24 protein-coding genes and 1 tRNA gene are annotated in these 25,586 nt (G+C 61.2%); 20 read left to right on the top strand and 5 right to left on the bottom strand.

What is annotated here, in order from left to right:
• The first annotated feature begins 11 nt into the window (after positions 1 to 11).
• From ACYVRZ_RS07265 to ACYVRZ_RS07275, 3 genes are all read left to right on the top strand, one after another.
• Positions 12 to 464, top strand: coding sequence for a MarR family winged helix-turn-helix transcriptional regulator (locus ACYVRZ_RS07265; RefSeq protein WP_461225968.1), 453 nt, complete (start codon positions 12 to 14; stop codon positions 462 to 464).
• Between the two features lie 255 nt (positions 465 to 719).
• A complete protein-coding gene (locus ACYVRZ_RS07270; RefSeq protein ID WP_461225969.1) occupies positions 720 to 1,289 on the top strand; it encodes a GNAT family N-acetyltransferase in 570 nt (189 codons plus the stop codon).
• A 47-nt stretch (positions 1,290 to 1,336) separates the two neighbouring features.
• Positions 1,337 to 1,408: transfer RNA gene (locus ACYVRZ_RS07275), tRNA-Arg, on the top strand.
• Between the two features lie 61 nt (positions 1,409 to 1,469).
• Here ACYVRZ_RS07275 and ACYVRZ_RS07280 read toward each other — a convergent pair.
• On the bottom strand, positions 1,470 to 2,174 hold the full coding sequence (locus ACYVRZ_RS07280) for a hypothetical protein (protein WP_461225970.1): 705 nt from the start codon (positions 2,172 to 2,174) through the stop codon (positions 1,470 to 1,472).
• 267 nt (positions 2,175 to 2,441) lie between these two features.
• Here ACYVRZ_RS07280 and ACYVRZ_RS07285 point away from each other — a divergent pair, with 267 nt between their 5' ends.
• A complete protein-coding gene (locus ACYVRZ_RS07285; protein ID WP_225049145.1) occupies positions 2,442 to 3,032 on the top strand; it encodes an ATP-dependent Clp protease proteolytic subunit in 591 nt (196 codons plus the stop codon).
• Between the two features lie 66 nt (positions 3,033 to 3,098).
• On the opposite strand, the gene ACYVRZ_RS07290 is transcribed toward ACYVRZ_RS07285, so the two are convergent.
• Positions 3,099 to 3,548 (bottom strand): MarR family winged helix-turn-helix transcriptional regulator, encoded by a 450-nt coding sequence (locus ACYVRZ_RS07290; protein ID WP_262316649.1) that lies wholly within the window; start codon positions 3,546 to 3,548, stop codon positions 3,099 to 3,101.
• A gap of 371 nt (positions 3,549 to 3,919) precedes the next feature.
• On the opposite strand from ACYVRZ_RS07290, the gene ACYVRZ_RS07295 reads away from it, so the two are divergent.
• From ACYVRZ_RS07295 to smpB, 10 genes are all read left to right on the top strand, one after another.
• Positions 3,920 to 4,957: a sugar-binding transcriptional regulator gene (locus ACYVRZ_RS07295; RefSeq protein WP_461225971.1), complete on the top strand. Its 1,038-nt coding sequence runs from the start codon at positions 3,920 to 3,922 to the stop codon at positions 4,955 to 4,957.
• 37 nt (positions 4,958 to 4,994) lie between these two features.
• Positions 4,995 to 6,017 carry a type I glyceraldehyde-3-phosphate dehydrogenase gene (gap, locus tag ACYVRZ_RS07300; protein ID WP_225049149.1) on the top strand — a complete coding sequence of 341 codons (1,023 nt, stop codon included), beginning with the start codon at positions 4,995 to 4,997 and terminating at the stop codon, positions 6,015 to 6,017.
• A gap of 190 nt (positions 6,018 to 6,207) precedes the next feature.
• Positions 6,208 to 7,398 carry a phosphoglycerate kinase gene (locus ACYVRZ_RS07305; protein ID WP_461225972.1) on the top strand — a complete coding sequence of 397 codons (1,191 nt, stop codon included), beginning with the start codon at positions 6,208 to 6,210 and terminating at the stop codon, positions 7,396 to 7,398.
• Positions 7,399 to 7,458: 60 nt separating this feature from the next.
• Positions 7,459 to 8,214 carry a triose-phosphate isomerase gene (gene tpiA / locus ACYVRZ_RS07310; RefSeq protein WP_461225973.1) on the top strand — a complete coding sequence of 252 codons (756 nt, stop codon included), beginning with the start codon at positions 7,459 to 7,461 and terminating at the stop codon, positions 8,212 to 8,214.
• Positions 8,215 to 8,282: 68 nt separating this feature from the next.
• Positions 8,283 to 9,587: a phosphopyruvate hydratase gene (gene eno, locus ACYVRZ_RS07315; protein WP_262316645.1), complete on the top strand. Its 1,305-nt coding sequence runs from the start codon at positions 8,283 to 8,285 to the stop codon at positions 9,585 to 9,587.
• 679 nt (positions 9,588 to 10,266) lie between these two features.
• The gene (locus ACYVRZ_RS07320; RefSeq protein ID WP_461225974.1) at positions 10,267 to 10,893 is read left to right on the top strand and encodes a LysE/ArgO family amino acid transporter; all 627 of its coding nucleotides are present in this window, start codon (positions 10,267 to 10,269) and stop codon (positions 10,891 to 10,893) included.
• Positions 10,894 to 10,945: 52 nt separating this feature from the next.
• Complete coding sequence (locus tag ACYVRZ_RS07325; RefSeq protein ID WP_461225975.1) at positions 10,946 to 12,499, top strand: ClC family H(+)/Cl(-) exchange transporter; 1,554 nt, start codon at positions 10,946 to 10,948, stop codon at positions 12,497 to 12,499.
• An 83-nt stretch (positions 12,500 to 12,582) separates the two neighbouring features.
• Positions 12,583 to 12,819, top strand: coding sequence for a preprotein translocase subunit SecG (gene secG / locus ACYVRZ_RS07330; protein ID WP_262316642.1), 237 nt, complete (start codon positions 12,583 to 12,585; stop codon positions 12,817 to 12,819).
• A 71-nt stretch (positions 12,820 to 12,890) separates the two neighbouring features.
• A complete protein-coding gene (gene rnr, locus ACYVRZ_RS07335) occupies positions 12,891 to 15,347 on the top strand; it encodes a ribonuclease R (protein WP_461225976.1) in 2,457 nt (818 codons plus the stop codon).
• 315 nt (positions 15,348 to 15,662) lie between these two features.
• On the top strand, positions 15,663 to 16,136 hold the full coding sequence (gene smpB, locus ACYVRZ_RS07340) for an SsrA-binding protein SmpB (protein ID WP_262316641.1): 474 nt from the start codon (positions 15,663 to 15,665) through the stop codon (positions 16,134 to 16,136).
• Between the two features lie 69 nt (positions 16,137 to 16,205).
• Here smpB and ACYVRZ_RS07345 read toward each other — a convergent pair whose 3' ends face one another.
• Positions 16,206 to 17,384: a class I SAM-dependent methyltransferase gene (locus tag ACYVRZ_RS07345; protein WP_461225977.1), complete on the bottom strand. Its 1,179-nt coding sequence runs from the start codon at positions 17,382 to 17,384 to the stop codon at positions 16,206 to 16,208.
• Between the two features lie 244 nt (positions 17,385 to 17,628).
• On the opposite strand from ACYVRZ_RS07345, the gene ACYVRZ_RS07350 reads away from it, so the two are divergent.
• Positions 17,629 to 18,192, top strand: coding sequence for a GNAT family N-acetyltransferase (locus ACYVRZ_RS07350; RefSeq protein WP_461225978.1), 564 nt, complete (start codon positions 17,629 to 17,631; stop codon positions 18,190 to 18,192).
• A 20-nt stretch (positions 18,193 to 18,212) separates the two neighbouring features.
• Positions 18,213 to 18,875, top strand: coding sequence for a hypothetical protein (locus ACYVRZ_RS07355; RefSeq protein WP_461225979.1), 663 nt, complete (start codon positions 18,213 to 18,215; stop codon positions 18,873 to 18,875).
• A 55-nt stretch (positions 18,876 to 18,930) separates the two neighbouring features.
• On the opposite strand, the gene ACYVRZ_RS07360 is transcribed toward ACYVRZ_RS07355, so the two are convergent.
• Positions 18,931 to 19,449, bottom strand: coding sequence for an LURP-one-related/scramblase family protein (locus ACYVRZ_RS07360; protein ID WP_262316637.1), 519 nt, complete (start codon positions 19,447 to 19,449; stop codon positions 18,931 to 18,933).
• Positions 19,433 to 20,329 (bottom strand): Cof-type HAD-IIB family hydrolase, encoded by an 897-nt coding sequence (locus tag ACYVRZ_RS07365; protein WP_461225980.1) that lies wholly within the window; start codon positions 20,327 to 20,329, stop codon positions 19,433 to 19,435. The genes ACYVRZ_RS07360 and ACYVRZ_RS07365 overlap by 17 nt, the downstream gene beginning before the upstream one ends.
• Before the next feature lie 108 nt (positions 20,330 to 20,437).
• Here ACYVRZ_RS07365 and ACYVRZ_RS07370 point away from each other — a divergent pair, with 108 nt between their 5' ends.
• From ACYVRZ_RS07370 to ACYVRZ_RS07385, 4 genes are all read left to right on the top strand, one after another.
• Positions 20,438 to 21,121 (top strand): uracil-DNA glycosylase, encoded by a 684-nt coding sequence (locus ACYVRZ_RS07370; RefSeq protein WP_461225981.1) that lies wholly within the window; start codon positions 20,438 to 20,440, stop codon positions 21,119 to 21,121.
• Positions 21,122 to 21,253: 132 nt separating this feature from the next.
• On the top strand, positions 21,254 to 22,231 hold the full coding sequence (pta, locus tag ACYVRZ_RS07375) for a phosphate acetyltransferase (RefSeq protein ID WP_461225982.1): 978 nt from the start codon (positions 21,254 to 21,256) through the stop codon (positions 22,229 to 22,231).
• Between the two features lie 77 nt (positions 22,232 to 22,308).
• Entirely contained in the window at positions 22,309 to 22,758 is a 450-nt protein-coding gene (tsaE, locus tag ACYVRZ_RS07380; protein WP_461225983.1) for a tRNA (adenosine(37)-N6)-threonylcarbamoyltransferase complex ATPase subunit type 1 TsaE, read from the top strand.
• 136 nt (positions 22,759 to 22,894) lie between these two features.
• Positions 22,895 to 25,423 (top strand): M1 family metallopeptidase, encoded by a 2,529-nt coding sequence (locus ACYVRZ_RS07385; protein WP_461225984.1) that lies wholly within the window; start codon positions 22,895 to 22,897, stop codon positions 25,421 to 25,423.
• Positions 25,424 to 25,586: the final 163 nt, after the last annotated feature.

Below are 25,586 nucleotides of genomic sequence, written 5' to 3' on the forward strand. Positions count from 1 at the left end.
AAGGTGAGCCCATGCAGGATGCGTTACGCGCCATCGGGGTGGTGGCCCGGGCTTTGGACAGCATCGCCAACATCGAGTTTCGCGATCAACAGCTGACGCGCGGCCAGTACCTCTACCTGGTGCGAATCGTCGAGCAGCCCGGGATCATTCAGGAGCAGCTGGTCAACCAGCTCAAGGTCGACCGCGCGACCGTCGCGCGAAGCGTCGCCAAGCTCTGCACCCAGGGGCTGGTGTTCAAGCGGCCGGACCCGGCCAATGCCAAGGCCAACCAGCTGTTCGCCACCCCGGCCGGCCTTCGCGCCTACCAGCCGATTCACCGCGAGAACCAGTACTCGCTCAACCAGGCACTGGCCGGCATGACGCCGGCGGAGGTGGCCACGCTGACGCGGCTGTTGAACCAGATGTGCGATAATGTCGACCGTGACTGGCAGCTGGTCAAAGGCGGCGGCAAGCGGCAGTACTGACGCCGTGGCCGAATCGGGTCCCTGCGGTCGAATCGGGCTACGCGGCCGAATCGGGTTCCCGCCGCCGGGCAGTGGCTGGCCGTGACCAAGCGGCAGGGCTAGGGGTAGCCGTCGCCCAACCGCAGGCGGCCAGCGACTAGGCGGTTGTCGCACTGGCGCCAGCCGGCGACGGCGCGGCCACCACCGCGGCTCACCTCGAAACCAGATTACACTATCGCAAACAGGCGACCGCTGCCGGTCGCCACAGGAGGCACAATGAACGCAATTCGACGCATTACCGCAACCGACATTCCCACGCTGGTGTCGATGGCGAGAACCACCTTCGCCGACACCTTCGGGGCCAACACCGCGCCAGCCGACATGCAGGAATTCCTGGCCAGCGCCTACGCACCGGCCCAGCTTTTGGCCGAGCTGCAGACCCCTGGCACCAGCTTCTGGTTCGCCACCGTCGACGGGGTGCCTGCCGGCTACCTCAAGCTCAACGTCGGCGCGGCGGTGACCGCAGACGTCACGGCGCCAAACGCCTTGGAGCTTGAGCGCATCTACATTTTACCGGCCTACAAGCGCCACGGCCTGGGGAGCCTGCTGTATGCCCACGCGCTGAAGCTGGCCCAGGCGCAGCGCAAGGCCGTCATCGCCTTGGGCGTGTGGGAGCACAACGAGCCGGCCAAGGCCTTCTACGCCAAGCGCGGCTTTGTTAAGGTGGGGGAGCACGTCTTCCAGGTCGGGGACGACCCGCAGCGCGATTGGCTGATGGCAGCGCCGGTGCCGGCGGCCACGGGCGCAAGCGGCCTCGAATCGCGACCGGGCGAGAGTAATTCGTGATTTTGCTTGCTTTTTGCCGCCGCTTCCCTTAATATAATTAGGTACTTGCGCGGTTAGTGTAATGGATCGCACGTGAGATTCCGGTTCTCGAAATCCGGGTTCGACTCCCGGGCTGCGCATCAGGTACCACACAAAGCAGGCGTTGCCAGTGATGGCGACGCCTGCTTTTGCGTTCAGCGGTTACCAGGAGTAGGCGCGAAAGGCCTTGTTGTCGGTGAGGTGCGACTGAGCGACAATCTGGTGGCCGAAGTAGACCTCGGTGAACAGGCCTTCGTTGAGCTCGGCGTCTTTGGCTTGCCCCAGTTCGGCCAGGGTGGCCAGCGCGAGGTTGGCGCAGTGGGTGCCGAGCTGTTTTTTGGCGCGATCGGTCAGCGGTGCGACCTGGGCGTTGACCTGCGCCTTGACGTGGTGGTCTTGATCGATTTTGACGCTAATCACCATCAGGGCCCAGGCGAAGGCGGGGTTGGCGGTGCCGGTTTTGGTCGAATGGCCGTTGTGATCGAGGGTGCCAGCGGCAAAGCCTTGGTCCTGCTTCAGGGTCTTGGCGATGGCGGCGTTGAGTTTGGCCAGCACGGTCTTGGCCCTTTGGACCTTGGCCCGGGATTCGGCGGCGGCGTGGCTTGCGACGCTGGCTTCGCGGCTGCTCGCGGCTTGCGAAGACTGCGCGGCGGCCCGGGAAGACCGGGAGGCGGCCGCCTGTTCCTGTTTGGTCGGCGGCGCCGGGGCGACGGCCAGGCCGATGGCGAACAGGACGACGCCGACGAGCACATCGATGCCCGGCGTCTTGAGCGAGCGGTGCTTGAGGATGTGCAAAATCAGCAGAATCAGGCCGACGGTGATGAAGCCGACGCCGAGCCAGGCGAGCAGTGTGGATAAGTAGGACATGCGACAATCTCCTTACAGGCAGCTTTTAACGTCGATCAGGGCTGGACGTTGCCGCCTTCATTGTGGCACGTTGCCCCGCGGCGAATAAAGTAATCTGCCTCGGCGAATTTCGGGTGCCGACCGATGCGCGAGACCGCGCCGTTGTGCTATGCTGAGGACACGAAAAAAAGTGAGCCGAAGTATTTGACCTTTTTTGACTTTTGACGTATGCTTAGCACTGTATTCAAATGAGTGCTAATTTACGCACGTAACCTAGGAGGAATACCCATGCTAGTTCCTACAGTCGTTGAACAGACCAGCCGCGGCGAACGCGCCTACGACATTTACTCACGCCTACTCAAAGACCGGATCATCATGCTGTCCGGGGAAATCAATGATCAGGTGGCCAACTCGATCATTGCCCAACTGCTTTTCCTGGACGCCCAAGATCCGGATAAAGACATCTACCTCTACATCAACTCGCCCGGTGGTGTGATCACCTCCGGGCTGGCGATTCTCGACACGATGAACCTCATCCACGCGGATGTGCAGACCATCGCCATCGGGATGGCCGCCTCCATGGCCAGTGTGCTTCTGGCCGGCGGGAAGAAGGGCAAGCGCTTTGCGCTGCCACACTCCGAGGTTCTGATTCACCAGCCACTGGGCGGGGCCCAGGGCCAGCAGACCGAAATCGAAATCGCCGCCGAGCAGATCCTGAAGGCCCGCGTCAGCCTGAACCAGATCCTGTCCGACGCGACCGGCAAGTCCGTCGATGAGATTAAGGCCGACACCGAACGCGACCACTACCTGACCGCGCAACAGGCCAAGGATTACGGCCTGATCGATGCGATTTTGACCACCAAGGCCGACCAGAAGTAAGTGGCCGGTGACGCCAAAAAGCCGTTTCTCGCAATTGAGAAACGGCTTTTTGTGTGCGGTGTTGGGTTAGCTCAGGGCCTGGTCCTGAATGGCGGCCAGGTGCGAGTCGACGCGGTCGACCTGCGCCTTGATCGCGTCGTAAGTCGGCTGATCCAGCTGCATCAGCCGGGTGCAGTCGCCGACGTGGGCGAAGATCTCGTCGCGCGAGTCCTTGGCCTTTTGGGTCAGGCTGACGTCGACGCGCCGCTCGTCGGTGGTGGAGCGGGTGCGGGTGATCCAGCCGCCTTTTTCGAGGCGCTTCATCAAAGGCGTCAGGGTGCCAGAGTCAAGCTCGAGGGTCTTGCCCACCTCCTTGACGGACATGGTCCCGTGCTCGTACAAAGACAGCAGGGTGATGTACTGCGGGTAGGTCAGGCCAAAACGGGCCAGGGCCTGCGCGTAGAAGTGATTGTACTGCTTTTGCGCCCGGTAGATGGAGAAGCAGAGCTGCTCATCTAATAAAATCGGTTTTACCATAAACTTCGCCTCCAGATGTGTCAAGATTATTGTACACGATACGGTGGCGCAAGGGAAGTCGCGGTTGGTCGGACCAAATGAAAAATCGGTGAGCGCCAAACCGAACGTTTTCACGTTCAACGACGCGGCCAACGCCGCTAAACCGGTTACACTCCGAAAGAACGTGAAAATTTGGCGACCGACTTTCTCACTTTTTGTGAAGTCGGCGGCAAGTCCGGGGAAAGGCTTGCACGGCCAAAAATTCATTGTTATAATTGCGATGTTGGTTAGGGAAGCTCGGGATGACTGGGGCACCCAAATTTTTTTGGCCCAGCCGGGTCGGTAAGCGACACGGTTGGACACAAAATGACCCACCGAGAAGGATAGCGATTATGCACTCTGAATTTGCCTGGATCGAATCAATCGCCCCGGACATGATGGGCGTCATCACCAAACGGTATCAGATCCTTCAATTCATCAGCTGGATGGCGCCGGTCGGCCGCCGCAACTTGGCGGAGCAGATGAAGATTTCCGAACGCGTCTTGCGAACGGAAACCGAATTTCTCCGCAAGCAGGGGCTGATCGAAAGCTCCAAGTCCGGCATGGTGCTGACCAGCAAGGGCATCGAGACGTTCCAGGGCCTCGAGCAGCTGATGAACCAGCTGCTGGGGGTCAAGGACGACGAGAAGCGCCTGGCCGACAAGCTCGGCATCGCGCATTGCCTGATTGTCAACGGTGATGCCGACCAAAGCAGCCGGGTGATGGATGAGATGGGCAAGCTCCTGAATCAGACCCTGCAGGTCGTGCTGCCGGCCGGGCGGCTGACCATCGCCGTCATGGGCGGCACCACGATGGCCCGGGTGGCCACGCAGCTGAACTACAAGCTGTCGGCCGGCCGGGAACTGACCTTTGTGCCGGCGCGTGGCGGCGTCGGTGAGGCCGTCTCGATTCAAGCCAACTCGGTGGCCGCCGCCATGGCGGAAGCCACCGATGCCAACTACCGGGTGCTGTACATTCCAGAAAATGTCAGCGCCAAAACCTACCAGCCACTGCTACGTGAACCGGCGGTGCAAGAAGTGTTGCAAATGATTGACAACGCTCAGGTAGTGATTCATAGTATAGGTGATGCCTTGATCATGGCGAAGCGGCGTTCCATGCCGGTTTCGACCATCCGCGAGTTGATTGATCACCGCGCGGTTTCAGAAACTTTCGGCACGTTCTTCGATGCCGAGGGGCAAGTCATCTACAAGATACCGCGGATCGGATTGCAGATCCCGGATCTTGATCACATCCCGTATGTGTTCGCCATCGCCGGCGGCCGAAGCAAGGCCAAGGCGATCGCCGCATACATGAAGAATGCGCCGGCCCACACGTGGCTGATTACGGACGTCGGCGCCTCCAACGCGATTTTAACTGGGGAGACCCGTTAGAATAAAACTCTTATTTCCTAAAGGAGGAAATTTTAGCATGACTGTTAAAATTGGTATCAATGGTTTCGGCCGCATTGGTCGTCTGGCTTTCCGCCGGATCTTCGAACTTGGCGCAAAGAGCAACGACATCGAAGTTGTTGCGATCAACGACCTGACCAGCCCAGCAATGTTGGCACACCTGCTGAAGTACGATTCCACTCACGGCACCTTCCCTGGTGAAGTTAGTGCAACCGACAACGGCATCGTTGTCAACGGCAAGGAATACCGCGTTTATGCTGAACCACAAGCTCAGAACATTCCGTGGGTTAAGAACGATGGCGTTCAGTACGTCCTCGAATGCACGGGCTTCTACACCTCCGCTGAAAAGGCCCAGGCTCACTTGGATGCCGGTGCAGAACGTGTTCTGATCTCCGCTCCTGCCGGCAAGATCCGCACCATCGTTTACAACGTTAACGATGACACGCTGACCTCCGACGACAAGATCGTTTCCGCCGGTTCCTGCACGACCAACTGCCTGGCACCAATGGCTTACTTCCTGAACAAGGAATTCGGCATCGAAGTTGGTACCATGACCACGGTTCACGCTTACACCTCCACTCAGATGCTGCTTGACGGCCCTGTTCGCGGTGGCAACCTGCGTGCGGCTCGTTCCGCTGCGGTTAACACGATTCCTCACAGCACCGGTGCTGCTAAGGCGATCGGCATTGTTATCCCAGAACTGAACGGCAAGCTGCAGGGTCACGCTCAGCGTGTCTCCGTCGTTGACGGCTCCCTGACCGAACTGGTTTCCATCCTGAAGACCAAGAACGTTACGGCTGACCAGATCAACGAAGCGATCAAGAAGCACACGGAAAACAACCCATCCTTCGGCTACAACGCTGACCAGGTTGTATCTTCCGACATCATCGGCACCACCTTCGGCTCCATCTTTGATCCTACCCAGACCGAAGTGACGACCGCCGGTGACTACCAACTTGTTAAGACGGTTGCTTGGTACGACAACGAATACGGCTTTACCTGCCAGATGATCCGTACCCTGCTGAAGTTCGCTACTCTGTAGTCTAGAGTAACTACTTTCAACCGCAAAAAGGGCGGAGGGAGTTACTCCCTCCGCTCTTTTTCTAGGGGCGGGTGACCGCCTCTCACCGCAGCGACTCGCCGCGGTGTTTGGATGAGGGCCCAGGCCTTGATCCAAGCATCGCGGCCGGTTGCCGCAATAGAATCAACCACTAATAGGAGGGTTTTATCTAATGGCTAAATTGATCGTCTCCGACTTAGACGTCAAAGATAAAAAGATCCTGATCCGCGTTGACTTCAACGTGCCGATCAAGGACGGGGTCATCGGCGATGACAACCGCATCGTTGCCGCTTTGCCGACCATCCAGTACGTAATCGATCACGGTGGCAAGGCCATCCTGCTGTCTCACTTGGGCCGCATCAAGACCGAAGAAGACAAGGCTAAGCTGTCCCTGCGTCCCGTTGCAGAGCGCCTGTCCGAACTGCTGAAGAAGCCGGTTACCTTCGTGCCGGCCACCCGCGGCAAGGAACTCGAAGACGCGATCGCCAACCTCAAGGACGGCGACGTTCTTGTGATGGAGAACACGCGCTTCGAAGACCTCGACGGCAAGAAGGAAAGCAAGAACGATCCTGAGCTTGGCAAGTACTGGGCATCCTTGGGCGACCTGTTCGTCAACGACGCCTTTGGTACGGCTCACCGTTCCCACGCTTCCAACGTCGGTATTTCCTCCAACATGCCTCAGGCGGCTGCCGGCTTCCTGATGGAAAAGGAAATCAAGTTCTTGGGCGACGCGGTTGAAAACCCGAAGCACCCATTCGTTGCCATCCTGGGCGGCGCCAAGGTTTCTGACAAGATCGGCGTGATCTCCAACTTGATCAACAAGGCGGACAAGATCATCGTCGGCGGCGGCATGACCTACACCTTCTACGCAGCCAAGGGCTTGACCGTTGGTAAGTCCCTGGTTGAAACCGACAAGATCGACCTGGCCAAGCAGATCATGGCCGAGGCCGGCGACAAGCTGGTTTTGCCAGTCGACAACGTGGTCGCAACCGAATTCGCTAACGACGCCCCACATAAGGTCGTTGAAGGCAACATTCCTGACGGCTACATGGCGCTTGACATCGGCCCTAAGGCGATTGCGGACTTCAAGGCCGTTTTGGCTGACGCGAAGACCGTTGTTTGGAACGGCCCAATGGGTGTGTTCGAAATGCCGAACTACGCCAAGGGGACGCTCGAAATCGGCAAGGCCCTCGGCGACCTGACCGACGCCACGACGATCATCGGTGGTGGCGACTCCACCGCGGCTGCCAAGCAGCTCGGCATCGCCCCTAAGATCACCCACATCTCCACTGGCGGTGGCGCTTCGCTTGAATACCTTGAAGGCAAGGAATTGCCTGGTATCGCGGCTATCACCAACAAGTAAGTAACTCGCGTCTGACGTATCCGGATACGCCAGGCACGGCGACACAAAGGAGATTTATTCATGCGTACACCTATCATGGCCGGTAACTGGAAAATGAACAAGAACCCTAAGGAAACGCAGGCGTTCTTGGACGGCGTTAAGGGCAAGCTGCCAGAAGCAGCCAAGGTTGAAACCGTCATCGCCGCACCGGCGATTGACCTGACCACCCTGGTTGCAGGCGCTGCAGGCACCCCGCTGAAGACCGCGGCTGAAAACAGCTACTTCGAAAACGAAGGCGCGTTCACCGGCGAGACCAGCCCGAAGGCCCTGAGCGAAATGGGCGTTGACTACGTAGTCATCGGCCACTCCGAGCGTCGCGGCTACTTCCACGAAACCGACGAAGACATCAACAAGAAGGCCAAGGCCATCCTGGCCAACGGTTTGCTGCCAATCATCTGCTGTGGCGAAAGCCTTGCGCAGCGTGAAGCTGGCCAGACCAACGACTGGGTCGCTTACCAGGTTGCTGGCGCCTTGGTTGGGCTGTCTGCCGACGACGTGAAGAAGAGCGTTGTCGCTTACGAGCCTATCTGGGCAATCGGCACCGGCAAGACCGCGACCGCTGATCAGGCGCAGGAAGTGGTTGCCCACATCCGCGCAACGATCAAGAAGCTTTACGACGCAGAAACCGGCGACGCTATCCGCATTCTTTACGGTGGCTCCGTCAAGCCTGCGAACGTTAAGGAACTGATGGCCAAGGAAGACATCGACGGCGGGCTCGTCGGCGGCGCCTCCATGGACCCAGATTCCTTCGTTGCCCTGGCTAACTACCAGGACTAAGCACTCGGACCAGGGCCCGGTCCCGTGCGTTCATTAGTCAAACTCACATCATAAAGGAGAAAACCCACATGTCTATTATTACAGACGTTCTGGCACGCGAAGTCCTTGACTCCCGTGGCAACCCTACTGTTGAAGTTGAACTTTACACCGAAGACGGCGGCTTTGGCCGTGCGTTGGTGCCATCAGGCGCTTCCACCGGTGAACACGAAGCCGTTGAGCTGCGTGACGGTGACAAGTCCCGCTTCGGCGGCAAGGGCGTTTTGAAGGCCGTTGCCAACGTGAACGACGCCATTGCCAAAGCAGTGATCGGCCTTGACGTGACCGAACAGCGCCTGATCGACCAGACCATGATCGACCTCGATGGCACCCCGAACAAGGGCAAGCTTGGCGCCAACGCCATCCTCGGCGTTTCCCTGGCCGCAGCCCGTGCCGCTGCCTCCGAAGTTGGCCTGCCGCTGTACCAGTACCTTGGCGGCCCTAACGCGCATGTGCTGCCAACCCCGATGATGAACGTCATCAACGGTGGTGCGCACTCCACCAACACGATCGACTTCCAGGAATTCATGATCATGCCTGTCGGCGGCAAGACCATCCGCGAAGCGATCCGCATGGGTTCCGAAACCTTCCACGCCCTGCAGGCGCTGCTGAAGGAAAAGGGCGACATCACCTCTGTCGGCGACGAAGGCGGTTTTGCGCCTAACCTCAAGGACAACGAAGAAGCCTTCGAGTTCCTGGTTGAAGCCATCCAAAAGGCTGGCTACAAGCCTGGCGAAGACGTTGCGATTGCCTTCGACGTTGCTTCCTCCGAATTCTACGATCCGGAAACCAAGAAGTACACGCTCAAGTGGTCCGACCCTGACACCAGCTACACCACCGACGAATTCATCGATCTGATCGCCGGCTTCGTTGACAAGTACCCAATCGTTTCGATCGAAGACCCAATCGACGAAAACGACTGGGAAGGCTGGCAGAAGATCACGGCCAAGCTGGGCGACAAGGTTCAGCTGGTCGGTGACGACCTGTTCGTAACCAACACCGATTACCTGAAGAAGGGGATCGACATGGGCGTTGCGAACTCCATCCTGATCAAGCTCAACCAGATCGGGACCTTGACCGAAACCTTCGAAGCCATCGAAATGGCCAAGGAAGCCGGCTACACCGCCGTTGTTTCCCACCGTTCCGGTGAAACCGAAGACACCACGATCGCTGACCTGGTTGTCGCAACCAACGCCGGCGAAATCAAGACCGGTTCCATGAGCCGTACCGACCGTATTGCGAAGTACAACCAGCTCATGCGGATCGAAGACGAACTCGGTGCTTCCGCTTTGTACAAGGGCCGCAAGTCCTTCTACAACGTTAAGGCCATCGACTAGTCTCGACTAGCTCTGCGCGGCGCCGCCAGGACCTCTTGGCGGCGCCGTTTTGGTGTCTGCGGTTGGCAGCCGCGGCGCCTGACGCCTGGGCGGTTGCCGTTTGGCGCGTTGCTGCGGGTGTTGCGCGTTCGCCGCGTGGTGCGAGGACTGCTGGCCGGGACTCAGCATTCGCCTTGCGTTATTTATTTACACGAAATTTACCTAATATTTACAACCTCGTAATGGTAATTACGGTCAGCCGGTGTTATTCTATCCCCGTAGAATTCGACAGCGCCTCTCGGTCGCACGGCCGACGCGCAGCAAAAGGCAGCTCGCAGTGACTATCATCCTCATCTGATGAACGTCGACCTATGTCGACCACGTCCGCGGCGTGAGTGTCTAGCGACGAAGAAATTCGCGTAAAAGAAAACAGCTTAACTGGTTTGATTTCAGGGAGCTGCGACTGCCGGGTCCACCACAGTGCGTACCATCAACTGAATCGGTTCTACCCGGCTGGTGGGGGCAGTCTGCCCTGCCGCTGGGGCGATTCCTCAATTCAATCGCAACCGGGGTACTGTGGGGCAACCCGCGGTACCCTTTGTGTGTTTTTGACCCGGCGGTTATTGACAGCCGGGCTTTTTTTGCGCTACGCTGGACCCTATCACGTAATCGCGGGGCGACTCGCGGAGGGAGCACACGAATGGCGGTATACTTGCGCGGGATGCTGATCAGCATCGCCTTGGTCAGCTCAATTGGCATGCAGAATTTATTTGTCTTCAACAACGCGATGACCAACCGGTTGCGCCGGGCGCTGCTCATCACGCTGTTCGTCTGGATGGCCGACACCACGCTGACGCTCATCGCCTTTTTGGGCATGGGGGCCTTGATCACGCGCTTCGCGTGGCTGAAGCTGTTGATTCTGTTGGTCGGCGGCGGCATCGTCGTGTGGATGGGCTGGGGCATTTTCCGCGGCGCCAAGGCGGCGACCTTGGCCGGCTCCGATCACGTCATGCCGCTGGGTGAGGCCTTCACCGGCGCCTGGGTGGTGGCCTTCGCTAATCCCCAGGCGATCATCGACACCAGCGTCTCGTTCGGCGCGATGCGCAGCACCCTGGCCAGCGGTGAGGTGCTGCCGTTCCTGCTGGGGATTCTCTCGTCCACCACGCTGTGGTTCTTCGGCGTCACCTTGGTGATCGGGTTGCTCAAAAATCGTCTGCCGCAGCGCTTCTTGATGTGGGTGAACCTGATTTCAGGGTTGATCGTGATGGTCTACGGCACCACGCTGCTGTGGCAGGCCGTCACGCAGTTGATCGCCTGGGTGCGGTGAGCCCGGCGGGTTTTGGCGAGCGGGGAATCCGTGTATACTGAAGGTATCAATCATGGGAGGTGGCGGCTTGAACCCCGCAAAACGGTATTTGGATCCGACGCGCCTGCGCTTTGTGCTGCAGGGGCTTTTGGTAGGGGTGGCCACCGGCGCCGTGGTCTCGCTGTTTCGCCTGAGCATCGAGCGCAGCCTGGCCTTCGTGCAAGGCGTCTACCGCCACGCGACGCCCGGTACGGTGGCGCTGTTGGTGGTCGCGGCGGTCGTGTTGGCGGCGCTGGTGGCCTGGCTGCTACACAGCGAGCCCAACATCTCGGGCTCTGGGATTCCGCAGGTCGAAGGCCAGCTGCAAGGCGAGCTTGAGTTCTCCTGGTGGTCGGTGCTTTGGAAGAAGTTCGTCGCCGGGGTCCTGGGCCTGGGGGCCGGGCTGTTCCTAGGGCGGGAAGGCCCGTCGATTCAGCTCGGCGCCGCGGTCGGGCAAGGCGTCGCCGCCGGCTTCAAGCGGCGCGGGTCGGATCGGCGCATCATGATCGCCGCCGGGGCCGCCGGTGGCCTGGCCGCCGCGTTCAACGCGCCGATCGCCGGCACGATGTTCGTGCTGGAGGAGGTCTATCACAACTTCAGTCCGCTGGTGTGGATCACAAGCCTCGCCAGCGCCATCGGGGCCAATTTCATCTCGCTGAACGTCTTCGGCGAGGTGCCGGTGTTGCACCTGGCCTACACCAAGCCGCTGCCGGTCACGCTGTACTGGCACCTGCTGCTGTTGGGCATCGTCTTGGGGCTGCTCGGTTACCTCTACCAGCGGGTGCTGTTGGCCATGCCGCAGTGGTACGCCAAGACCCGCATTCCCCGGGCCTTTCAGGGCATCGTGCCGTTCCTGTTGGTGATTCCTATCGGCCTAACCGTGCCGCAGCTGCTAGGCGGCGGCAACGGGCTGATCATCGCGATGGGCGACCAGCTGCCGACCTTGGCCGCCTTGTGCGGGATGCTGGCGTTGCGCTTCGCGTTTTCGATGATTTCGTACGGCTCGGGGCTGCCCGGTGGGATTTTCCTGCCGATCCTGTCGCTTGGCGCGGTGATCGGGGCGGTGTATGCGGTGTTCATGGCCCAGATCGGCTGGCTGCCGCACGTCTACATCATGAACCTGATTATTTTCTCCATGGCCGGGTACTTCGCCGGCATCGGCAAGGCGCCGTTCACCGCGATTCTGCTGATCACCGAAATGGTGGGGAACCTGACCAACCTGATGGCCATGGCGGTGCTGTCCTTGGTCGCCTACGTCGTCGTCGACGTGCTGGGCGGGGCCCCAATCTACGAGTCGCTGCTGGCGCGGTTGACCAAGCCGGAGGCGCTGGCCGGGATTCACCACATGGACCGCGTGGAGGTGCCGATTTTTGAGGGCAGCGCGTTGGAAGGCGTCGCCGTTCGCAGCGTCAGCTGGCCCAAGCACACGCTTTTGATGAGCATTCGCCGCGGCTCGGATACGGTGCTGCCGCACGGGGACACCGTGATTCGCGCCGGTGACACCCTGGTGGTGCTGACAGACAGCAGCCGTCGGGCGAAGGTGGCCGCGCAGATTGCCGCTAAGGCGGCGCAAGGCACGGATGGCTGAGCAATTTGCCGCTTGGTCTAGCCAATTGCAAGGCTTTGTGATAGGCTACTACTAGTGAGTTTTTCATTTGAGGAGGCATTCACTTGAGCAATCTATTCACGGTGCTGCTCATCATCGACTCGGTCCTAATCGTGATCGCGACCTTGATGCAGCCAAGCAAGCAGCAAGACGCCTTGAGTGCGTTATCCGGTGGGGCAACGGACCTGTTCGGTAAGCAAAAGTCGCGAGGGTTCGAAGCCTTCATGGAGAAAGTGACCGTCGTCTTGGGCGCGTTGTTCTTCGGCTTGTCGCTTGCCCTGGTGTACCTGTCATCCCACTAACGAAGGCCTCCTGAAATCCGGAGGTCTTTTTTTGAGTAAGTCACCCATTCTAGAAAACGAGGGAATTGTCCATGACCACTGTCGGCCACATTAGAAACGAATTACTGGCGCTGTTTCGGCGCAACCCGGAAGTCGGCTTTTCCGTGCAGTCCTTGAACCGCGCGTTGAAACTCGAGGACGCCGGGGACTTCAAGGTGCTGGTGCAGGCACTGGAAGGACTGCAAAACGATAACCTGATTCACCAGGAACAGGACCTGTACCACCTCGGCGGCAAGGCCCAAAGCCTGCTGGGGATTTTCCACGGCAACGAGAAGGGCTTCGGCTTCGTAGCCATTGAAGACCAAGACAACGACGTCTTCATCGCCCCGCCAAGCACCAAGTTCGCCCTGGACGGCGACACGGTCGAGGTGCGCATCACGCGCCAGCCGGCCGCAGGCGACACCCGCGGCCCCGAAGGCGAGGTGGTGGCCGTGGTCGAGCGCAAAATCACGCGGTTGGTCGGCGAGTACACCCCGCTGTCCGACGGTGAGGCGGCGCGTACCGGCTTCATCGGCACGGTGACCAGCCATGAGAAGAAGCTGCACCGCTACCCGGTGCTGGTCCAAAACACCGGCAGCGTCCCGCAGCTCGGCGACATGCTGCAAGTCGAGATCACGGCCTACCCGGATGAAAGCCGCCCGGCCAGCATGCTCGGTATCATCGTCGCCAACCTGGGCAACAAGAACGACCCGGGCGTCGACATCATGTCTTTGGTGATGGCCAATGACATTCACGTCGACTACCCGGAAGACGCGATGGCCCAGGCCAACGCAATTCCGGACCACGTGACCGACGCCGACCGCGTCGGCCGCCGCGACATCACCGATCAGCCGGTGGTGACCATCGACGGCGACGACTCCAAGGACTTCGACGACGCCGTGGTCGCTTGGCAGCTGCCCAACGGCAACTACCACCTGGGCGTTCACATCGCCGACGTGTCGTACTACGTCACCGAGGGCTCGCCGCTTGACAAGGAGACTTACGACCGCGGCACCTCGACGTACCTGGTCGACCGTGTGATTCCGATGCTACCGTTCCGCCTTTCCAACGGCATCTGCTCGCTGAACCCGGATGTCGACCGCCTCGCGATGTCTTGCGACATGGAGATCGACCACGAGGGCCACGTGGTGAGCCACGAGATTTACCAAAGCGTGATCCGCTCGCACGGTCGTTTGACCTACAACAAGGTCAACGACGTGTTCAAGGGCGACGAGGCGGCGATTGCCGAGTATGGCGACCTGGTGCCGATGCTGAAGCTGATGCACGAGATGCATGACGTGCTTTACAAGATGCGTCACGGCCGCGGCGCGATCGATTTTGAAGAAAACGAGGCCAAGATCATCGTCGATGACCAGGGCCACCCGACAGACATCGTGCTGCGGGACCGCGGCATCTCCGAGCGGATGATCGAAAGCTTCATGCTGCAGGCCAACGAAACCGTGGCCGAGCATTACAGCAAGCTGCACCTGCCGTTCCTGTACCGCGTCCACGAAACCCCGGACGACGACCGCATCAAGGACTTCATCGACTTCCTGTCGACCTTCGGCATCCACGTTCCAATCAAAAAGGGTGTCCCGGTCACCCCGAAGATGCTGCAAGACGTCAACACCGAAGTCGCCGGCACCCCGGAAGAGATGATGGTCAACGTCAAAATGCTGCGCAGCCTGAAGCAGGCGCGTTACTCCGAGGATCCGCTCGGCCACTTCGGCATCGCGGCGCAGTACTACACGCACTTCACCAGCCCGATTCGCCGCTACCCGGACCTGATCGTCCACCGCTTGATTCGCGATTACGCGCTGCGCGGGGCCGGCGAGGCCGTGCAGGACAAGTGGACCGAGAAGCTGCCTGGTATTGCCGTGCAGACCTCCGTGCGTGAGCGCCACAGTATCGACGCCGAACGTGCCGTCGACGACCTCAAAAAGGCCGAGTTCATGGCCGACAAGGTCGGCGAGACCTTCGACGCCGTGGTCAGCGGTGTCACCAGCTTCGGCATGTTCGTGGCCCTGCCCAACACCGTCGAGGGCCTGGTTCACATCACCCGCATGGGCGACGACTACTACAACTTCGTCGAAAGCCAGATGGCCCTGGTCGGCTCTCGGATGCACCACATCTTCCGCATCGGCCAGCCGCTGCGCGTGAAGCTCGACAACGTCGACGTCGAGCAGCGCCAGGTCGACTTCTCGCTGATTCCCGACAAGGACGCGCCGGTGGCCGACGCCGACGTCCAGGCCCTGGCCGCCCAAAACAGCCGCGGTCGCGGCAACGGCGGCCAAGGCCGCTCGGATCGCCGCGGCAATGGGCCGCGCAACGGCCAAGGGGGCGGTAACGGTCAAAACCGCAACCGGCCGGGCCAGGGTGGCCAAAACCACGGCCGCAGCGGCCAAGGCAACGGGCGCGGCAACGGCGGCCAAAGCCACGGCTTCGGCAACACCATCGGCGCCCAGATCCGCAACACCCAAGGCCGCGGCGGCAACCGCGGCAAGCACTAGGGGGCAGGGCAGTCCTACGCTGGCCGGTCAGCTAGGCGCTCGGCTCCACCCTCTAAACGGGTTCCAAAGCGCAACGCGGGAGCGGCTAGCGAGGCACCAGCGCCGGGGCACAACCCGCCCCAACGCTAGCGCTCGGCTACCCGTCCCGCTAAACCCGCGCTTTTCCCCCCTCTAAAACGGGTTCCGCGAGGCAACGCCGGTTCGGCCTGCTATGGCCGGGCACTGGGCCAAGTTCGGGCCCAATGCCCAGCCTTACGCTACCCGACCGGCTAAAACCGCCTCGCTCCACCCTCTCTTGAAAGGAGTGACGTCACCTTGGCCAAGAAAATGCAGCCAAAGCCTGATAATTTGCTGGCGCAAAACAAAAAGGCGCGCCACGACTACAACATCCTCGACACTTACGAGGCCGGCATCGCGCTGACCGGCACGGAGATTAAGTCCGTGCGAGCCGGCAAGGTCAACCTCAAGGACGGCTTCGCCCGGGTTCGCAACAACGAGGCGTGGCTGGAGAACGTTAACATCAGCCCGTTCGCGCAGGGCAACCAGTTCAACGCCGATCCGCTGCGCAACCGCAAGCTCTTGCTCCACAAGAAAGAAATCAAGAAGCTGCTCGAGGCCACGGATCAGCAGGGGCTGACCATCGTCCCGCTGCGCATGTACCTCAAGCACGGCTACGCCAAGGTCCTGATCGGCGTGGCCCAGGGCAAGAAGCTCTACGACAAGCGTGAGGCCTTGAAGCAAAAGGACCAAAAGCGCGACATCGCCCGGGCGATGAAGGAACGCTACTGAAAAACGCGCCGCACAATTGCGCATCCAGCTGGATGGCGATTGTGCGGCGCGTTTTGTGATGGCTGAGAATCAGTACATGTACTCGCGGGTCAGCGGCAGGCCGTGGCCCGAGGCGCCTTTGGTCAACAGGTACTGGATGACGTCGATGTTGCCGGATTCAAAGGACGCGGCGGCCGCCTGCAGGTAGAGGTCCCACATGCGAACGAAGCTGTAATCGAACTGCGATTGAATCAGGTTGCGCTTGGCGTTGAAGTTTTGGTCCCACAGTTCAAGCGTTCGCTGGTAGTGGCGGCGCAGCGGCTCGAGGTCGGCGATTTCAAGGCCGGCCGCCGTGATGTGGTCGACGTTTTCGCTCAGGCCGGGGACGTAACCGCCGGGGAAAATGTACTTGGTCAGCCAGGCGTTGGTCGCACCGCCTTGCTGGCGCGTGATGCCGTGGATCAGCGCGGTGCCGTTGGCCTTCATCAGCTTGGCGACGTCTTGGAAGTAGAGGCCGAGGTTCTCCTTGCCAACGTGCTCGAACATGCCGACGGAGGTGACGTAATCGAACGGCGCGTGGTCCAGCTCGCGGTAGTCGCACAGCAGCACCCGGGCGTGATCCTCAAGCCCCAGCGCCTTGATGCGCTGGTTGACGTACTTGAACTGCTCTTCGCTCAGCGTGATGCCGGTGACGTCCAGGTGGTATTCGGTGGCGGCGCGAAGCATCAAGGTCCCCCAGCCGCAGCCGATGTCCAGGAAGGTGCGGCCGGGCTGCGGGTCGAGCTTGCGCAAAATGTGCTCGACCTTGTTTTTTTGCGCCTGGGTGAGGTCTTCGTGCCAGTCATCGAAGTAGGCACAAGAGTAGGTCATCGTGTCGTCCAGCCACAGGCGGTAGAAGTCGTTGCCCAGGTCGTAATGGGCCTGAATGTCTTTTTTGCTTTTCTGCTCCGAGTGCGACTGCTTGGGGATGAAGCGCTTGAGGGCGGGGTTTTTCATGAAGCTGCCGGCGCTTTCGTAGGCCGCGGTCAACAGCCGCTGCAGTGGGTACTGGCCGCCGACCACGGTGATATCGCCGCGCATGTAGGCCTCGCCCAAAGCCAGGCTCGCGTTTTTCATCACCTGAAGCAGGGGTACCGGCTTCTTGAAGGTGACGCTCAGCGGATTCGTTCCGGTGCCGTACTGCTTGACGTCGCCGTCCCAGTAGGTGACAAGAACGGGAATGTTGAACGAGTGGGCGAATAACTGATCGTAAAATTTCTTCTCTAACATACTGACCTCCGGCGCATGATGATGCGTATTTTCTTACCCTACTACCTTAACGCAATTCGGGTCCCGTTGGTAAGCGAGAGGGCTCATGTAATCGCTTGCGACTGGTTAATTGTCACATTTTGGACAAAATCGCCGGTGACACCTAGTGTTGCGGGTGCGTATGCGTTACGCTGGATACATTGGGCGCGGCCTTGAGGAGGGAATTCACGGCAAGCCGCGCCAAAATGTGAAGCCGTGAGTAAAAATGATTCGACCAGCTGTTCCAAAAGACGCCAAGCAAGTGGTTCCCTTGATCAACCTCGTGTTCGAGGAGATGGAGGTGCCTGAGCTTCAGGCCATGTCAGAACCTGCGCTGTTTGCGGTGTTCGAGCAGGCCTTTCTGCTCAAGGACTACCGCTACGGCTACCCGCAGACCTTCGTCCACGTCGGCGACCACGGTGTCGACGGCATCTTGGTCGGCTACGGCCACGACCGCGAGGCCCACATCGACGACGCGTTCAAGCCGCTGTTGCCCAAGGTCGGCCTGACGCCAGACCAAGAGCTCTTCCCCGATTTTGAAAGCTACCCCGGCGAGTGGTACGTCGACACCCTCGCCGTGGCGCCGGCGGCACAGGGCCACGGCATCGGCACCAAGCTCTTGACCGAGGTGGCCAAGCTGCTGGCCGCGCGAGGCGTGACCACGCTGTCGTTGAACGTCGATCAGACCAACCCCAAGGCCGAGCACCTGTACCGCAAGTGCGGCTACACGAAGCAAGGCGAGCTGATGATCGGTTCACACCGCTACAATCACATGACGCTGGCCATTTGAGCCGGCGGCTTGGAGGCCCCATGACCCAAATCAGATTCTTAGCCGGCCCCGAGTTCGGCGGCAACGGCGTTGAGCTCAGCCAAGGCGCCACCCGGGTGGTGGTGCTGGACCGCCCCGGCGACTTGGGTGCGGTGGCGCCGCAGCTGCCTGCGGTCATCGCCGGTGCGACCGCGGTGGTGGTCCTGCAACCGGCCGCGGCCCCGCAGGACGATGCGGCCTTGCAGGCGGTAGCGGCCGCCGTACCGGTGTATGTCACGACTACGGATTCCGCGCCGGCGGGGAGCGGCCCTGCCGGCCAACCGCTGGGCCACTTACACGCGCTGGCCGCCGGCACCACCGGCACCGTCTCCGGGCTGACCGTCACGGCGGTCGGCCCGGCGGCCTGGGTGGTGGCCGACGGCTTTCGCGCGTTTGGCTTCGTGACCGAAGCCGCGCTTGATGCGGCCGCCTTGCAGGCGCTGCACGACCGGTGGTTGGCGATGCTGATGCTGGCCATGCCCGATGGCGCCACGCCGGAACGCCTGGCGGTTTGTCGCCGGCTGGCGCCGCGCTTCGTGGTGCCTTGGGCGGCGCCGGATGCGGCCGCGGCGGCCGCGGCGCTTGAAGCCGATCCCTGGGCCGAAGTGCTTGAGCCCGAGCCCGGGCTGTACTACAGCCTCGACGAGCCTGACGCAGATGAGTAGCAATTAAAAAACGAAGCCGCCTCACGTGAGGTGGCTTCGTTTTTGGGCTACGGCGTCACACGCCGTAGCTGATGCTGGCGGGGTCGTGGCGAACCAGCGGGTTGGCCTGGTAGATCTGGCGCCAGCGGTCCAAAATCGCGGCCAGCAGGATGCCGGCCGGCGCGTCTTTTTGGTCCTTGATCGCGATTTTGAAGGTGGTGCCGGTCGCCGCGCCGACCGCGGCGATGGTGGTGACCGCCTTCATGCCGTGGTAGATGCGGTAGTTGTTAGCCAGCATGTTGCCGATGATCATCCAGTTGAGATCGGAGACGAAGACGAACTCGTGCCAGACGCCGAACATTTTTTTCACCGAGCCGACCCGCGATTGGCTGAGGTACAGGTCGTAGCGTGGGAACATGCCCACGGTGCGTTGGCGGATGCTGCCGACGTGGGTGCCGTCGATGGTGTGCAGGTTGAAGCCGTCGTTAGCCAGCCCGTGGCGGCCGTTCAGGATGAAGGCGGGGCGAAAGGCGGCGTCTTTGACCACCGTCATGCCGCCGTCGTGCAGCGCTTGGGCATCAATGTAGTAATCCATCGTCTGCCTCCTGGCGGTTGATCGCAAGGGCGCGGTCGATCGCCTGGGCGACGCCGTCTTCGGTGTTGGTGCCGGTGGTGGCCCAGGCCAGCTGCTTGATGGCCGGCACGGCGTTGCCCATCGCCACCCCAAAGCCTGCGCGTTGGATCATCGACGCGTCGTTGAGGTTGTCGCCGATGGCCATGCACTCGGCCATCGTCACGCCTTGCTGCGCGGCGTAGGCGGCCAGCGCCAGGCCTTTTTGGGCCCGGCGGTCGTTGATTTCGATGTTGGTTTCGGCGCTGGCGGTGACGATCAGGTCGCCTTGGGCCTCAAGCGCCGCCTTGGGTCCGGCCAGCACCTGCTGCCCGGCGCTTGAAAAGGCGATGATCTTCATGATTTCGACGTTCGGGTCGGCCAACAGCGGCGCGTAATCCGGCACGTAGGTGATGTTCATCAGCTCAAGCCGCGCGGCGGCCAGCGCGACGGCGATTTTGTAGGTGGTGTCCGGGTTCAGGTTCACCAGCAGGTCGGCGATGTTTTGGATGCGCGAGACCTTGCTGTTGGACACGACGCCGGTGGCCGTAACCAGCTCGTAGTAGAGGTGGTCGGCGTCCAAAAGCGTGGTGATGCGCGACACGCTGGCCGGCGTCAGCGGCACGTCGACCTCGAGTGACCCTTCGGCATCGAACACCCGGGCCCCGTTCAGGGTGATGAAGGCCGGGTGCAGGTCGTGGGCCGCCATCAGGGGTTGGGCCTCGGCTAGGGCGCGGCCGGTCGCCACCATGAACTCGATGCCGCCGGCTTGGGCGCGGCGAATGGCGGCGGCGTTGGCCGGGCTGACTTGCATCTGGTCGTTGAGCAGGGTGCCGTCCATGTCTGAGGCAATGATCTTAATCACGTGGGGATCCTCCTTTGGGTGAGTGTCTACCTAAAGAGTAGCACGAATCCCGTGCGGAAGGTAGCCAAGCGGCGTTTGCTTTTGTACACTAGTCAGGGAGGATTCGCCATGAAAACCTTGATTCACAACGACTGGCAGACGGTGCTGGCGCCGGTGTTCGCCGGTCCGACCTACCGCCGGCTGCACCAGTTTCTCAAGCAGGAGTACGCGACTGCGACCATCTACCCGGAGATGCACCACATTTTCCAGGCCTTCGAATGGACCAGCTTTGCGGCCACCAAGGTCGTGATTCTCGGCCAGGACCCGTACCACGGGCCCAACCAGGCGGTGGGGGCGAGCTTCGCCGTCGCCCCGGGGGTGGCGCTGCCGCCGTCTCTGGTCAACATTTACAAGGAGCTGCAAGACGACTTAGGCATCGCCCCGGTGACCCACGGCTACCTGAAGGCCTGGGCCCAGCAAGGGGTGCTTTTGCTCAACGCGGTGCTGACCGTCCGGGCCGGGCAGGCGTACTCCCATCAGCATCAGGGCTGGGAGGAGCTGACCGACGCGGCGATTGCGGCCTTATCCGACCGCGGCGGCGTCGTGTTCATTCTGTGGGGCAGCGCGGCCAAGGCCAAGGCGGCCTTGATCGACACCGGCAAGAACGCGATCATCTCGTCCGTCCACCCCAGCCCGTTGTCGGCCTACCGCGGGTTCTTCGGCAGCAAGCCGTTCTCCAAGACCAACGCGGCGCTGGCCCGGCTGGGACAGGCGCCGATCGACTGGCGCCTGCCGGCGGTTCCCGAAGCCTGAAGTGTTTCAATTTGGGTCAAAACTGTCTCATAAAGTAAGCGTAGTCATTGCCGTCACGCCGCGGGACTGGTATGATAGTCAGCGAAGCGTGGATGCGCTAACATTGGCAAAAGACATTTGGAGGGACCGCTCTTGGATTTATTTGACAGTTTGAAACAAAAAATTTCCGGCAAAGACCTGACTATCGTTTTCCCCGAAGGCACAGATCCGCGGATCATCGGCGCCGCCGTGCGGCTGGCCGCCGATGGCCTGATTAAGCCAATCATCTTGGGCAACTTGGACGCGATTCGTGAAGTCGCTGCGGCCAAGGGCTTCGACCTCTCCCGCGTCGAGCTGCGCGACCCGGCGACCGACCCGATTCACGCCGAGATGGCCGCGGCCTTCGTCGCACGCCGCAAGGGCAAGGCGACGCCGGAGCAGGCCGACACCATGGTGCAAGATCCCAACTACTTCGGCACCATGCTGGTGTACATGGGCAAGGCCAACGGCATGGTGTCCGGTGCCGTTCACAGCACCGCCGATACCGTTCGCCCGGCCCTGCAGATCGTGAAGACCCGGCCGGATGCCTCCCGCATCAGCGGCGCGTTCATCATGCAGCGCGGTCGCGACGAGCGTTACCTGTTCGCCGACAACGCGATCAACATCGACCCCAACGCCCAGGAGCTGGCCGAGATTGCGGTGGAATCCGCTCGCACGGCCAAGCTGTTCGACATCGACCCCAAGGTTGCGATGCTGAGCTTCTCCACCAAGGGTTCCGCCAAGGCGCCGCAGGTCGACAAGGTGGTCGAGGCCACCAAGATTGCCCACGAGCTGGCACCGGACCTGGCGCTTGACGGCGAGCTGCAGTTCGACGCCGCCTTTGTGCCAAGCGTCGCCAAGCTCAAGGCGCCGGACTCGACGGTCGCCGGCAACGCCAATGTTTTCATTTTCCCAGATCTGCAGGCCGGCAACATCGGCTACAAGATTGCGCAGCGCTTCGGCGGCTTTGAGGCCATCGGCCCGATCCTGCAGGGCCTGAACGCGCCGGTCGCCGACCTGTCGCGCGGCTGCAACGAAGAGGACGTCTACAAGCTGGCCATCATCACCGCGGCCCAAAACATCACGGCCTAGGCCGCTCACGCTTTGCTCACGCCTGCCTAGCAGGCGTGTTTTTGCCCCGGGGAACCGGGTACTGACTGGAGGTCACCATGGAATCACTGAATGAACAACAACTGCAGGCCCTGGCGACGGCCCTGGCCGCCCAGCTTCAGGCCGGGGATGTGCTGCTTTTGGACGGCGACTTAGGCGCCGGCAAGACCAGCTTTACCAAGGGTCTCGCCTCGGGCTTGGGCATCGCCGATTACATCAAGAGCCCGACGTTCACCATCATTCGCGAGTACCAAGATGGCCGCCTGCCGCTGTACCATATGGACATCTACCGCCTGGAAGACGGCGGGGCCGGCGACTTGGGCCTTGAGGAGTACTTCGAAGGCGACGGCGTCAGCGTCGTCGAGTGGCCCGAGTTTCTGGGCGACGCGATGCCCGAGGCCTACTTGATGATTCATTTTCACAAGGACCCGGACCACGACGACCTGCGCCAGCTCTCCTACACGGCGGTGGGACCGCGAGCCCAGGCGCTTGCGGCGACGCTGGCCTAGCGCCGCCAAGCGACCCCATCGCGGGTCGCTTTTTTAGTCCGGCGAGACTGGCAAGACGGAGGCGATGGCTGAAAAAGCGGCAGGGGCTACCTGATTGCGTTATAATGAATGCACATTACATTTTATGGAGGATATTATGACAGCGACGAAGCATTTGTATGAGACTTTCCAGCCGACCCATTACGACCTCTACTTGGACGTCGACCGCCAGACCAAGCTGATTGCCGGCAAGACGACGGTTCAAGGCCACGCGACGGACGCGGCGATTCGCCTGAACCAAAAGGACCTGACCGTCAGCGCCGTGACGGCGGATGGGGCGGCCGTGCCGTTCACCGTGGATAACGCGGCCCAGACCATCGCCATCACGCTGCCGGCCGCCGGTGACGTGACGGTGACCGTCGACTACACGGCCCCGTTGACCGACACCATGATGGGCATCTACCCGTCTTACTACGAGGTCGCCGGCGTCAAGAAGCAGCTGATCGGCACCCAATTTGAGACCACCGCGGCGCGTCAGGCCTTCCCAGGCGTCGACGAGCCGGAGGCCAAGGCGACCTTCGATCTGGCCATCAAGTTCGACGAGCAGCCGGGCGAAACCGTGATCGCCAACATGCCAGAGGTCAAGGAAGAAGGCGGGGTCCACTACTTCGACACCACCCGCAAGATGTCCACGTACCTGGTGGCCTTTGCCTTCGGTGACATGCAAAAGAAGCTGACCAAGACCAAGTCAGGCGTTGAAATCGGCGTCTTCACCACCAAGGCCCACAAGCCGGAGGAGCTTGACTTTGCCTTGGACATCGCCAAGCGCTCGATCGAGTTTTACGAGGACTTCTACCAGACCCCGTACCCGCTGCCGCACTCCTACCAGCTGGGGCTGCCGGACTTTTCCGCCGGTGCGATGGAGAACTGGGGGCTTGTCACCTACCGTGAGGCTTACCTGACGCTTGACCCAAGCAACTCCACGCTGCGCCAAAAACAGCTGATCGCCACCGTCATCGCCCACGAGCTGGCCCACCAGTGGTTCGGCGATTTGGTCACCATGAAGTGGTGGGACGACCTGTGGCTGAACGAAAGCTTCGCCAACATGATGGAATTCGTCGCCATCGATGCCTTGGAGCCCGACTGGCACATCTGGGAAACCTTCCAAACCGGCGACGCGCCGTCCGCCCTGCGCCGTGACGCGACGCCTGGCGTTCAGTCCGTTCACATGCAGGTGGAGGACCCGGCCGAAATCGACGCGCTCTTCGATGGCGCGATCGTCTACGCCAAGGGCGCCCGCATGCTGGTGATGGTGCGTGGCCTGATCGGCGATGACGCGCTGCGCAAGGGCTTGAAGGCGTACTTTGACGCCAACCAGTACGGCAATGCCGCCGGCGCCGACCTTTGGGCCGCCTTGGGCGACGCGGCCGGCATCGACCTGGGCACCATCATGCACGGCTGGCTCGAGCAGTCCGGTTACCCGGTGGTCTCAGCCTCCGTGGTTGACGGCAAGCTCACGCTGAGCCAAAAGCAGTTCTTCATCGGCGAAGGCAAAGACTCTGGCCGCCAGTGGCAGATTCCGTTGAACGGCAACTACGCGACGCCGCAGCTGATGACCACCCAGACGCTTGACCTCGGTGATTACCAGACCCTGCGCGACGCCGCCGGCAAGCCATTCCGCCTGAACGTCGGCAACGAGTCGCACTTCATCGTCAAGTACGACGCGACGCTTTTGGCCGACCTGCTGGCAACGGCGGGCGACCTCGACCCGATTGCACAGCTGCAGCTGCTGCAAGACCAGCGGCTGCTGGCGGAAGGCGGTCAGATTTCTTACGCCAAGGTTGTGCCGTTGTTGCCCCAGTTTGCCGACAGCACCTCCGCCGTTGTGCTCAGCGCCGTGTTTGGCCTCGCCAACATGCTTAAGAAGTTCACCACCCCGGATTCGACCGAGGAAAAGGCGCTCAAGGCGCTGTTCGCCAAGCTGTCCGCTGACCACGTTGCGCGGCTGGGTTGGGCGCCGGTTGCCGGCGAGGCCAACAACGACCAGCTCGCGCGGCCGCAGGTACTCAGCGCCGCGCTGTACGCCGGCGACCCGGCCACGGTTGCCGGGGCCCACGCCGCCTTCGCCAAGGTGACCGAACCCAAGGACCTGCCGGCCAACACGCGGCCTTACATCCTGGCCAGCGAGGTTCGCTGGCACGCCAGCGTCGAGCTGTTCGACAAGCTGCTCAGCGACTACCGCACCTCCGCTGACCCGAACTACAAGGAAGCCATCGCGTACGCCCTGACGGACACGCAGGATTCCGTTTTGATTGGCCGTTTGATCGACGCTTTCGAGGATGCCGACACCATCAAGCCGCAGGACCTGCGCGGCTGGTACGCCGGCGTGCTCGCCAACCCGGTCGGCCAGCAGGCGGCCTGGGACTGGCTGCGGACGGAATGGTCCTGGCTTGAAAAAACGGTCGGTGGCGACATGGAGTTCACCACCTACATCACCGTTTCCGCCGGGCGCTTCTACACGCCGGAACGTCTGGCCGAGTTCAAGGCCTTCTTCGAACCCAAGAAGGACGTGCCGGGTCTGGGTCGCGAAATCGCGATGGACACCAAGGCCATCGCCGGTCGCGTCGCCTTGATCGCCGCGGAAGGCGCTGCGGTCAACGCCGCAGTGGCCAAGGCCATCAAGTAACCTGCATGACAAAAAATCAGTTGCCGAATTGCCGGCAATGACGTTTACCCTCAAAGTTGGAAACGACTTTGGGGGTTTTTCTATGACCAAGATTCAGATGGAAATAAAGGTTAAAGCGGTAGAGGAATTTCTTACTGGGACTGAATCAAAGGCTTCAATTGCA

The sequence above is a fragment of the Lacticaseibacillus suihuaensis genome, assembly GCF_054785075.1.

Coding starts and splice junctions, on each gene's coding strand:
- ACYVRZ_RS07265 (WP_461225968.1), top strand. CDS start 12: ATGCAGGATGCGTTACGCGCCATCGGGGTGGTGGCCCGGGCTTTGGAC.
- ACYVRZ_RS07270 (WP_461225969.1), top strand. CDS start 720: ATGAACGCAATTCGACGCATTACCGCAACCGACATTCCCACGCTGGTG.
- ACYVRZ_RS07280 (WP_461225970.1), bottom strand. CDS start 2,174: ATGTCCTACTTATCCACACTGCTCGCCTGGCTCGGCGTCGGCTTCATC.
- ACYVRZ_RS07285 (WP_225049145.1), top strand. CDS start 2,442: ATGCTAGTTCCTACAGTCGTTGAACAGACCAGCCGCGGCGAACGCGCC.
- ACYVRZ_RS07290 (WP_262316649.1), bottom strand. CDS start 3,548: ATGGTAAAACCGATTTTATTAGATGAGCAGCTCTGCTTCTCCATCTAC.
- ACYVRZ_RS07295 (WP_461225971.1), top strand. CDS start 3,920: ATGCACTCTGAATTTGCCTGGATCGAATCAATCGCCCCGGACATGATG.
- gap (WP_225049149.1), top strand. CDS start 4,995: ATGACTGTTAAAATTGGTATCAATGGTTTCGGCCGCATTGGTCGTCTG.
- ACYVRZ_RS07305 (WP_461225972.1), top strand. CDS start 6,208: ATGGCTAAATTGATCGTCTCCGACTTAGACGTCAAAGATAAAAAGATC.
- tpiA (WP_461225973.1), top strand. CDS start 7,459: ATGCGTACACCTATCATGGCCGGTAACTGGAAAATGAACAAGAACCCT.
- eno (WP_262316645.1), top strand. CDS start 8,283: ATGTCTATTATTACAGACGTTCTGGCACGCGAAGTCCTTGACTCCCGT.
- ACYVRZ_RS07320 (WP_461225974.1), top strand. CDS start 10,267: ATGGCGGTATACTTGCGCGGGATGCTGATCAGCATCGCCTTGGTCAGC.
- ACYVRZ_RS07325 (WP_461225975.1), top strand. CDS start 10,946: ATGGGAGGTGGCGGCTTGAACCCCGCAAAACGGTATTTGGATCCGACG.
- rnr (WP_461225976.1), top strand. CDS start 12,891: ATGACCACTGTCGGCCACATTAGAAACGAATTACTGGCGCTGTTTCGG.
- ACYVRZ_RS07345 (WP_461225977.1), bottom strand. CDS start 17,384: ATGTTAGAGAAGAAATTTTACGATCAGTTATTCGCCCACTCGTTCAAC.
- ACYVRZ_RS07350 (WP_461225978.1), top strand. CDS start 17,629: ATGATTCGACCAGCTGTTCCAAAAGACGCCAAGCAAGTGGTTCCCTTG.
- ACYVRZ_RS07355 (WP_461225979.1), top strand. CDS start 18,213: ATGACCCAAATCAGATTCTTAGCCGGCCCCGAGTTCGGCGGCAACGGC.
- ACYVRZ_RS07360 (WP_262316637.1), bottom strand. CDS start 19,449: ATGGATTACTACATTGATGCCCAAGCGCTGCACGACGGCGGCATGACG.
- ACYVRZ_RS07370 (WP_461225981.1), top strand. CDS start 20,438: ATGAAAACCTTGATTCACAACGACTGGCAGACGGTGCTGGCGCCGGTG.
- tsaE (WP_461225983.1), top strand. CDS start 22,309: ATGGAATCACTGAATGAACAACAACTGCAGGCCCTGGCGACGGCCCTG.
- ACYVRZ_RS07385 (WP_461225984.1), top strand. CDS start 22,895: ATGACAGCGACGAAGCATTTGTATGAGACTTTCCAGCCGACCCATTAC.